The 9,176-nt window shown below is 32.1% G+C and carries 6 protein-coding genes and 1 pseudogene; 2 read left to right on the top strand and 5 right to left on the bottom strand.

Going from position 1 to position 9,176, the window contains the following annotated elements:
• Positions 1-266, top strand: a 266-nt coding sequence (locus tag B8955_RS06600) for a DDE-type integrase/transposase/recombinase (protein ID WP_002347313.1), incomplete at its 5' end; no start/stop codon positions are given.
• Positions 267-716: 450 nt separating this feature from the next.
• Here the strand turns inward: B8955_RS06600 and B8955_RS06605 are convergent.
• From B8955_RS06605 to B8955_RS06625, 5 genes are all read right to left on the bottom strand, one after another.
• Positions 717-1,280 (bottom strand): recombinase family protein, encoded by a 564-nt coding sequence (locus B8955_RS06605; protein WP_084099445.1) that lies wholly within the window; start codon positions 1,278-1,280, stop codon positions 717-719.
• Positions 1,281-2,047: 767 nt separating this feature from the next.
• On the bottom strand, positions 2,048-3,397 hold the full coding sequence (locus B8955_RS06610) for a DNA methyltransferase (protein WP_159444453.1): 1,350 nt from the start codon (positions 3,395-3,397) through the stop codon (positions 2,048-2,050).
• Positions 3,384-5,270: a DNA methyltransferase gene (locus B8955_RS06615; protein WP_084099447.1), complete on the bottom strand. Its 1,887-nt coding sequence runs from the start codon at positions 5,268-5,270 to the stop codon at positions 3,384-3,386. Before B8955_RS06615 ends, B8955_RS06610 begins: the two co-directional genes overlap by 14 nt.
• A gap of 48 nt (positions 5,271-5,318) precedes the next feature.
• Positions 5,319-8,195 (bottom strand): DEAD/DEAH box helicase family protein, encoded by a 2,877-nt coding sequence (locus B8955_RS06620; protein WP_084099448.1) that lies wholly within the window; start codon positions 8,193-8,195, stop codon positions 5,319-5,321.
• Positions 8,182-8,409 (bottom strand): helix-turn-helix domain-containing protein, encoded by a 228-nt coding sequence (locus tag B8955_RS06625; protein WP_084099449.1) that lies wholly within the window; start codon positions 8,407-8,409, stop codon positions 8,182-8,184. Before B8955_RS06625 ends, B8955_RS06620 begins: the two co-directional genes overlap by 14 nt.
• 507 nt (positions 8,410-8,916) lie before the next feature.
• On the opposite strand from B8955_RS06625, the pseudogene B8955_RS06630 reads away from it, so the two are divergent.
• A pseudogene (locus tag B8955_RS06630) lies at positions 8,917-9,176 on the top strand (IS6 family transposase); the annotation flags it as partial.

A 9,176-nucleotide genomic window follows, 5' to 3' on the forward strand; every position in this document is an offset into this window, starting at 1 on the left:
CAAGTGCCTTTAAGAAACTAAAAGAGTACGGCTTTTATCAAGGGACAGAACATCGTACCATTAAATACCTGAATAATTTGATTGAACAAGACCATCGTCCAGTAAAGAGACGCAATAAATTCTATCGAAGTTTACGCACTGCCTCTACCACGATTAAAGGCATGGAAGCCATCCGAGGATTATATAAGAAAACCCGAAAAGAAGGCACTCTCTTCGGGTTTTCGGTCTGTACTGAAATCAAGGTATTATTGGGAATCCCAGCTTAAATCATAGATACCGTAAGGAATTTTATTCTTTATTTAAAACTTTGCAACAGAACCCTTATAACTATAAGTTGCAAAATAAATCTTAACAAAAGATATGGGTAAAAAACGCATTTTAGGCTAGTATTGTGAACAGTGACTCACTTTTAAATCTGAAACCGGCTTAAAATGCGTTATTTTCTCTTGATTACTTGATATGTATCGTTATTCCTTTTAATAGAATAGATTATTTACTTCTCAAATTTCTCCATAACTTTCCAGATTCGTTTCGTGAAGCGGGACTTCTATCTATTATAGGAAGTTCAATTTTTATTTGTTCATAAATCTCCTTTGTTATTGTGACCATATCAGTATTTCTTTCTTCTATAGAATATAAGTTTAATAATTGAACCTCAAATTACTCCTGGCTGTGTGTGGTTATATTGCAGCAGTGCTCCCTACATGTTGTAATTATTATTTTTTCTTATTCTTTATATATCGATAGAGAGTAGCTTTACTGATACCAGTCATTTCTGTAATCTCTTTGCCACTATACGCTTTGCTCTCATACAGTTTCACGGCTCGTTCAATATCACGTTTGTTCACACGTGGTCTTCCGCCTATCCGACCTCGGGCACGGGCACTCTGGAGCCCCTCTTTCGTCCGCTCCACAATCAAATCACGCTCGAACTGGCTGAAGGCCTGGAAGACGGTCATCATGAGCCTCCCCTGCGGGGTGGTTGTATCGAAGTTCTCCTTCAGGCTGACCAGCTTCACGTCCTGCTCCTCGAAGTAGGTGACCAGGTCAATCAGATCCTTGGTGCTTCGTCCCAAGCGGGAGAAGCTCTCCACCACCACCGTGTCCCCAGGTCGCAATTTATCCTTTAGACGGTTCAATTCAGGTCGATTGCTCTTAGTCCCTGTCATTTTCTCCGTCAAGATTTCGTTGCAATTTTGTTCCGCTAGCAAGTCTAGCTGCCGGTTCAAATCCTGGTGTTGCGTGCTGACGCGCGCGTATCCGTAGATATATCCACTCATAGTTCTAACCACCCTTTCTTACCCTCATTGTATCACAAAGGGTGGTTAACGATACGTAGATATTGATACAACTTTTGAGACTAAAAAAGAGCGCTTTTAGAGAAGAAATAGTCGCTTCTCACAACCGTCTCATAATCGATTTTTTTTGAGACAAAGTAATTTATAAAAAATATGCCTCTAACGTTTTTAGAACGTTAAAGGCATATTAACTTCAGACAGTTATTACTATACCCTAGCTTTATGGGTTTTGATAGAATTAATTAGATTTTAATAAACGAAGTCCATTCAGAATAACGACCAACGTACTTCCTTCATTGTTTTTGATACTGACTTGTTAGAGAATTTCTCTAGGTTTAAAGTACTCCAAGAATGAAGTATATATATCGCCTTTCTTGACTAAAAAGAAAGGCAATTTCAAACAGGCTTTTTTCGTCGTTTGTATCGAAAAAAGACCTCTTATTCGCTGTATTCTGTAGATAAAAGGCCTTCCATTCGAACCAACTTGTGTGGTGTATTGCTATTAAAATTTTACATAGAGGGAGTCACCTTTCTTTTTAGAGAAAAGGTATCCGGACGGGGGAAGATTTCTCTATTTTTTGGTATACACCAAAGGACGAAAAAGATTAATGCAATTCGTTTAATAAACAGTTTTTTCTCGTCATATGCACAGTTTTTTCTCTTAATTAGAGGTTTATTGATAATTTATTGATCAGGATCACGAACTGACTGTCATAAAACAAAGTGTTAGAGTGTTATAGTATTAGTCTTTAAACATCTCGAAGTTTAGTTAGTTCGATAATTGATTCTCTCAGTCCTTCTTTTAAGTAAGGGAATTTTTTAGATTGTTGTGAAGAAGTTCTAGCATTCCTGCATTTTATGACATTAGTAACCTCAAACCCCGCTTGTTCCGCAAACATGGCAAATAATATATCAGTAGGTACTATAATTCCAATATATGATGATTGATCAACAACAATATAAGTCTTATTTCCTACTTGAAGACATTTATTACATTCTTCGATAACTTTCTTCATATCATAAAAGTAACCACGTATCATATTAGGGACGCGCCTAGTTCTAGAATCCTTCTTACCTGTTTCTGCTTCTTTTCGTAGAATTGCTTTTTCTATTTCTTCACAGAGCATATCTATAATATTTTCAAAAGGATCTTGGACAGAAACACCTACAAAAGATCTTACGGCTTTGCTTCTAAACTTTTTAATATCTTTTATAGATTCGGCAAAGTCTCCAAAAACTAACTCTAATTTATATGATTCAAAATAGTCGAATGAATTAGCATACGGAGGGGAAAAAATAATAGAGACCTCGTTATTATCTTGGAAGTGACCATTTTTTCTATATATGGAATATAACTCTAATGCTGAACCATAATAAACCTCTCCCAGCAATTTTGAATTTCTCTCTACTTCTATATCAGACAGCATCTGATATACCTTGTTAGTGAATTCTTCTTTTATATTGCTTATTTTACTATAAGCTTTTTTTAAGCCATTTCCGTCTCTTCTCCTATCTGAAGAGGCTTCTAAAATAGATAGAAAAGCACATAAAAAGAAATCATGTGTATCCTTTTCTTTAATTTGATCTATATATTGCTTAATTTCTAATAAACGATAAAAATTATTCTCATTAAAATATTTTTTGATATCTTCATAATGTAAACTTTTTTTGTACTCATTCTCTGTTGTAGAAAATTTTCTTAATTCATCATAGATTTTTTTTATTTTATTTTTATCATATTCTTTTAATTTAACATTAGAAATGAATACAGAAACAGGATTAACGTCTACTCCAATTCCATAGTAACCTTCTTGAGCGGCAACAACTGGTGTAGTACCTGAACCAGAAAAAGGATCAATTATTATAGCATCTTTACTTTCTAATTTAGAAGATTTTATCAGATCCTTAATTAACGCTCCTGAGAAACCTTCTCGGTAACGAAACCACTGATGAAAAGGAACATCATTATTTTGAGAAAAATTAACAGAATTACGATATTTATCTACATAATCTTTTTTAGGATATTTTTCTTCTAAATTAATAATTTTTTCCGTCAGTATAGGGTTGGTATATATTCTATGTTGTTTATAAATGGACACTCTTTTTCCTCCAAATATTATTTTCATAAGTCATAAATTTACTAATTACACTATCGATATAGTTATTTGAGAGGATCGTTTTATCATTCAAGTTATCGGCAGTTTGTTGATTATATACTAAGTAATTCATTAATGTAGATACAATTGAAGAAAATATTTGTTGATATAAATCAGTAGTAGAAATTTCTTCGTACTTATCGACAACATTTTGTACAACTGTAGATATTTCATAGTCAATGAAGTCTTCCAAGGGTAAGCTATATTTAAATGAATTAGCAACTATCTTTCTTGAAGAATGTTTCTTAAACGAATAAATAAAATCCCCATGAATATTTCCTTCATACTTTAAATGTGAGGTATTTTTATAAGCTTTAATCCCGTCCTGAAACAAAACACCATGGTCAGGGAGATAAAATCCTGCTCTAGCAACTGCGCTCAACATCGCTAACCAAACATTGATATTTTTGTTGTTGAATGTAAAAACCAGATATCCCGAATCTTTTAAAACACGAAACGCTTCTTGATAAATGTTAAAGAGTAGCTCTTCATAGTCATGGGCATTCTTTGCTCCCATTTCAGCAGGGAGACGCCTGTTCATTACTGCTTCTTCTTTATTATTTAAATGAGAATCAAGATTTTTAAAATTTTTAAACCAAACATTCCATAATAAAGACAATTCAGTATACTGAACATTACTTCCATAAGGAGGATCTGTAATAATAACATCTACACTATTTGATGGTATAGGCAAATCTGAAGAGCTTTTATTTAACACTAATGCACTATTCTGGTTTTCAGTTAATTCAGAAAAACTATTTACTATTTTTTTATTAACTGGGAGATTCCTTTTAGCGTAATCAAATCCTTTACATAAGGCTTTTTTCCTTTTTTCAAGGATATTAACCACATTGGTTTCAACATACTGGTTAGGCATCCAATATGCATGTTTATCCATGGAGGTAGGATTTCCCCCTTCCCAGTTATCTGTAACTCTAGTCATATTGTTAGTATATCTTAAAGACGAACTAAATAAAAAATATAAAGCGTCAATCACTTGACTATTATAAAGGTGTTTTAGTTTTATTATTTCATCATAGACAACGGCATTTACCAAAAAATTCCTGTTCGTAAAAAGATCAGAATAGTACTTAATACCTTTAGCTAATAATTTATCTTCATATTGTCTATCCATATCTAAAGGTATTTTTACGTTAGGAACAAAAACAAGATCATCACTATTTATTAGGTTCTCGATATCATTTTGTTCAATGATATCGTTAGTACTACGAATTTTGATAGTTTTATCTATTGAAGATAAGTACTTAACTCTAATAGGAACAGAACCATCTGGAACTGTATCTATTCTTTTTACTCCTTCATTCCCAATACAATTTTTATTTGAACATAAGTAAATTCCATTTCTCAGTTTATGGGCTTGATCTAAGATAATTCTGTTACCACAATGAGGGCATTTAGTAACATATGCCCATTCTGTCCATTCCACAACCCCCTCATCATCGGCAAACTTAACATGGTAGGCTTCCGATATTCTTTTTTTTACATTTGTTATTAATTTATTTGAAGCACTGTCAAACAAATTATCGGGATCTGTAAATAGTTGCATTTTCGTTATGTAAGTTGCTAGTGGGTTAATGTCTACTCCAACAGTGCGTCTTTCTTTAGCAAGGCTCTCAAATATTGTTACTCCTCCACCACTAAATACATCGAGTACAATATCACCTGGATCAGTGTAATGTTCTACCAAGTTACTAAAAACATTGTATGGTCTACGAGCAAAATACTTATGCATTCTATAAGGGGGTGTGTGTCCTTTTGCAGGAACTGAATGTTTAATTGGGTCTACTATTTTCATTATATATCCTCCTGTAAAAGAACATTGTAAATTTTTGAACACAATAAGTCAATATGATTGAGTATACTTCTCTCTTAATTCATTAGCACGTTGGTAATCAAATTGTTCAATGTAAGCTGTCTCATACAACATTCTATCAATGATATCTTCGCTTTCTTCGATCAATGAAATGCGATCTTTTCTCTGATCATTTTCGTCCACAATTTTTTCTAAAAGCATTAAGTGGGCTTTAAAATAATTAAATTGATTGTATGTCGTCGTTCTGCTAGTCCAGACATCTGCAAAAGAAAAGTTCACATTATATTTTTGGTTTAAAATTTTAAGCACAGATTCTTGATTTGTTTTGTTTAGGATTTCAATTCTTGGAAAGGCATCTCTAATCTCAAATATTCTCTCAATTGATTCTTTGATAGAAATATCATCTGTAGACTGTAAAATAAAAATACAATAAATAAATTCTAACCTTGAAATCCACTTGGTATGCTTTAATACTTTCAAAAGAGCTCTATAAGGGAATAATACTGATTTTTTTTCTTTGTTCAACGAGTAATAAGTTAGTAATTGTCTCTCAATAGATTCATCAAATATATTATTGTCATCGATTATTTGTTGTCCTAAATCTGTTAATCTATAAGTATTATTTTCTTTTGTAATTACACCAAATTTATGTGCATGCGAAATGTTGTTGTTGTTGATTACAATATCCTTTCTAGTAATTTTTTCGGAAATTCTAAGTTTTTTAATAAGTTCTAATGTAGGTAAGACTAGGTTATTTTTAAAGGTTGGGATATTATAATCTCCAATAGAAACAAAAAATCTTTTTTGCTTACTTTTTCGAGATTTTTTTTCTGTCCAATTTATTGAGACTGTATCCTTATCTACATCTTTATTAATCTCTGCAATCCTTAATGTAATACCCTCTTCAAAATCAGCGATGGATAATGTATCAAAGGGGGCAATAGAAATTTTTGATAGGTCTCCATCGCCTTTTCTGTAACGGCCTGTGGCTTTATTATAATTTATTGTATCTAGTTCATCCTTTAATGATTCATCTTGTGAGCGCATAGCTTGTATCACATTATATACGGTGCTGAATGCTTCATCGTTAATATTATTAAACATAGATACTCCATCTTCTATTACAACAGGCAGTACTATATAGGAAGTTTTATTTTGCCCGTCAATAGGCTTTCTTAAAGCTCTTCCCACAGCTTGGACGATATCTACCAAAGAAGATTTAGGGTCTGCGAAATAAACTGCATCTACAGCTGGGACATCTATCCCTTCAGTTAAACATTTTGCGTTTGTAATAACCCCAGTATCGGAAGAAGCAAAATTATTTAACAAGTTCTTTCTAATTGAAGAAGACATTTTTCCATTGACATGGCCAATAAAAATGTCTTCATGAGATGAACTGCTAGTTCCCACTAACATATCTTTAAAGGGATATATAGTATCATCTCCAAAAGCAAATTTTTTAGCATTCTCAACATAAGAATGATACGATATTACCTTTGAAAGTTTTAATTCTTTAATTGATTTTGTAAGAACTAATTGTTTCAAAAGGACACTTTTGTCAATTCTTTTATCTTCTGTACCTAAGGAAGTACGAGCCATTGCTTTAGACTCTATATAGGCTTCTAACTGAGATTCTTCAATAGTAACCAGCACAATTTTATAATCAGAAATTATCCCCTGATCAATGGCTTCACCGAAATTTATAGATGAAAGGATAGGACCGTAAATTTCTTCATTATCCATTGAGAAAATAGTTTCTCCGTTTATTTCAGCATTATTTTGAATTCTTGGCGAAACTAATCTTTCAGTAGCTGTCATAAATAATCTTTTAAGTATAGGAATATAGTCATTACTCAAACCTAATGTAAACATGTTTGACAATTTGGTGCCCGCTGTTCTGTGACTTTCGTCAAATATTCCTAGATCGAATGTTATATTATTTGAACTCAGAGCTGCTCCAGCTATAACATCTAATGAGTTGTAGGTTGTAAAAATTATTGATTTTTTTTCTTTATTCCTTTCCATAAATGTTATAACTTCCTCCGATGAGGTTGTAACAGGAAAGCTCACATCTGAGGAATTTAAATTTATTTCATCTATTGTATCTCCAGATACCACTGTTTGATCACTGCATACACATAAAAATTCGAAAGGTTGATTTTTATTCCTCAACCAAGAATCTAGCGTTTGTTTGATCAAAGCTAAACTGGGAACAACATAGATAATATTATGTGCATTCATTTCTTCTTGAATCCACATAGCTGTAAGGGTTTTACCAACTCCACAAGCTGCAAGTAATTTCCCTCTATCATATCGCTCAAAACCCTTTGTTATTTCGCTTATCATTTTCTCTTGATAATCCCTTGGTGAATGTTTAGGTATATGAATTTCTCTTTCGTCCAGAGCATAGTAATCGTATAGTTGTGAGAAAAAATCTATCTCGAGAGGTAGCAAATCTCCTAACATAACTACAGATTGGTTTTTCTTTTTTTCAGAAACTGGAGGTAATGATAAACAGTTGGAAAATATTAACCTATAATCTGCGTATTCAGACTCAGCCCAAAACATGGCTAATTCTTTAGCAGTAAGTCCATCTCTTCTACTTCTAAATTTTACTTGGTATGCTGTGATTGTGTTATCATTTCTTACAATAACTCCATCTACTCCATAGTCTGTAAGTTCTAGCTTAAGGTTGTCTCTTATCTCCTCTGGGATATCCTTTTCCATATATATGGTTTGAGCATCAAAAAGATCTGCATGATAATCTATATAAAATTTAGCAAAGAATTCCATAGCATCACCACGTTGTTTTTCAGTTTCTAAATAAGCAACCGCATTTTCAAATTCTTCAAAGTTATTGAACTTTTTACTAAATATATTATCAAAAATAATTTTACTCATTCTCATGTTCTGTTTCCTCCAAAAGTAATAAATAAGGTTTAATTTCTAAAGCTTCTGCTAACTTATTAATATTTACTAGTGATATATTTCTCTTTTCTCGCTCAACTGCACTTATATAGGTTCTATGTAATCCACTTATAAATGCTAATTCTTCTTGAGAAAACCCCTTTATTTTCCGGTATTTTCTAACATTTGAAGAGAAAATCTTTAAAATATTCATTCGCTCCTCCTAAAAATTATTAATATCTAATTGTATTAATTGCGAACTACATAAGTCTACATACAATGAGTAACAATAAGCTTGGATACATTTCCCACACTTATCTTCTGATTTAATATTTAGTTTATTAACCAACTATTACATCTATTAGGATTCCAAATGATTCATTTAAACGGAAAAGACATAATGAAAGTACATATAGGCTTAGTATTAATGACTAATAACATCATAAAAGTACAAAAGACGATGATAAAATAAAACTAATTTTATCCCGAACTCTTTTTTTCGATTTTATCATTTCAATTTATTACTCATTATTCCTTTATCATTTTAGAATATTAAGATATTTGTTTTTCTGATTATAGTTACACTCTAAAAAGAAATAAGATAAATAAGTCAAATTTTTTTTAAAAAATAAGGAAATACTTTTTCTGGTTCTGTTGCAAAGTTTTAAATCTACTATCAAATAAGGTAGAATAATAGAAAAAGATAGCAGGAGGAATGACGATGAATCATTTTAAAAGAAAGCAATTTCAGCAGGATGTGATTATTGTAGCCGTGGGCTACTATCTTCGTTATAACCTTAGCTATCGTGAAGTTCAAGAAATCTTATATGACCGTGGCATTAACGTTTCTCATACGACGATTTATCGTTGGGTGCAAGAATATGGCAAACTACTCTATCAAATTTGGAAAAAGAAAAATAAAAAATCCTTTTATTCATGGAAAATGGATGAAACGTACATCAAAATTAAAGGAAAATGGCA

It is taken from the genome of Aerococcus suis, from assembly GCF_900176325.1.
In the GTDB taxonomy this organism is placed as follows: domain Bacteria; phylum Bacillota; class Bacilli; order Lactobacillales; family Aerococcaceae; genus Aerococcus; species Aerococcus suis.

Bases quoted from the DNA above. Each gene is read 5' to 3' on its own strand.
- B8955_RS06605 (WP_084099445.1), bottom strand. From the start codon at position 1,280: ATGAGTGGATATATCTACGGATACGCGCGCGTCAGCACGCAACACCAG.
- B8955_RS06615 (WP_084099447.1), bottom strand. From the start codon at position 5,270: ATGAAAATAGTAGACCCAATTAAACATTCAGTTCCTGCAAAAGGACAC.
- B8955_RS06620 (WP_084099448.1), bottom strand. From the start codon at position 8,195: ATGAGAATGAGTAAAATTATTTTTGATAATATATTTAGTAAAAAGTTC.
- B8955_RS06625 (WP_084099449.1), bottom strand. From the start codon at position 8,409: ATGAATATTTTAAAGATTTTCTCTTCAAATGTTAGAAAATACCGGAAA.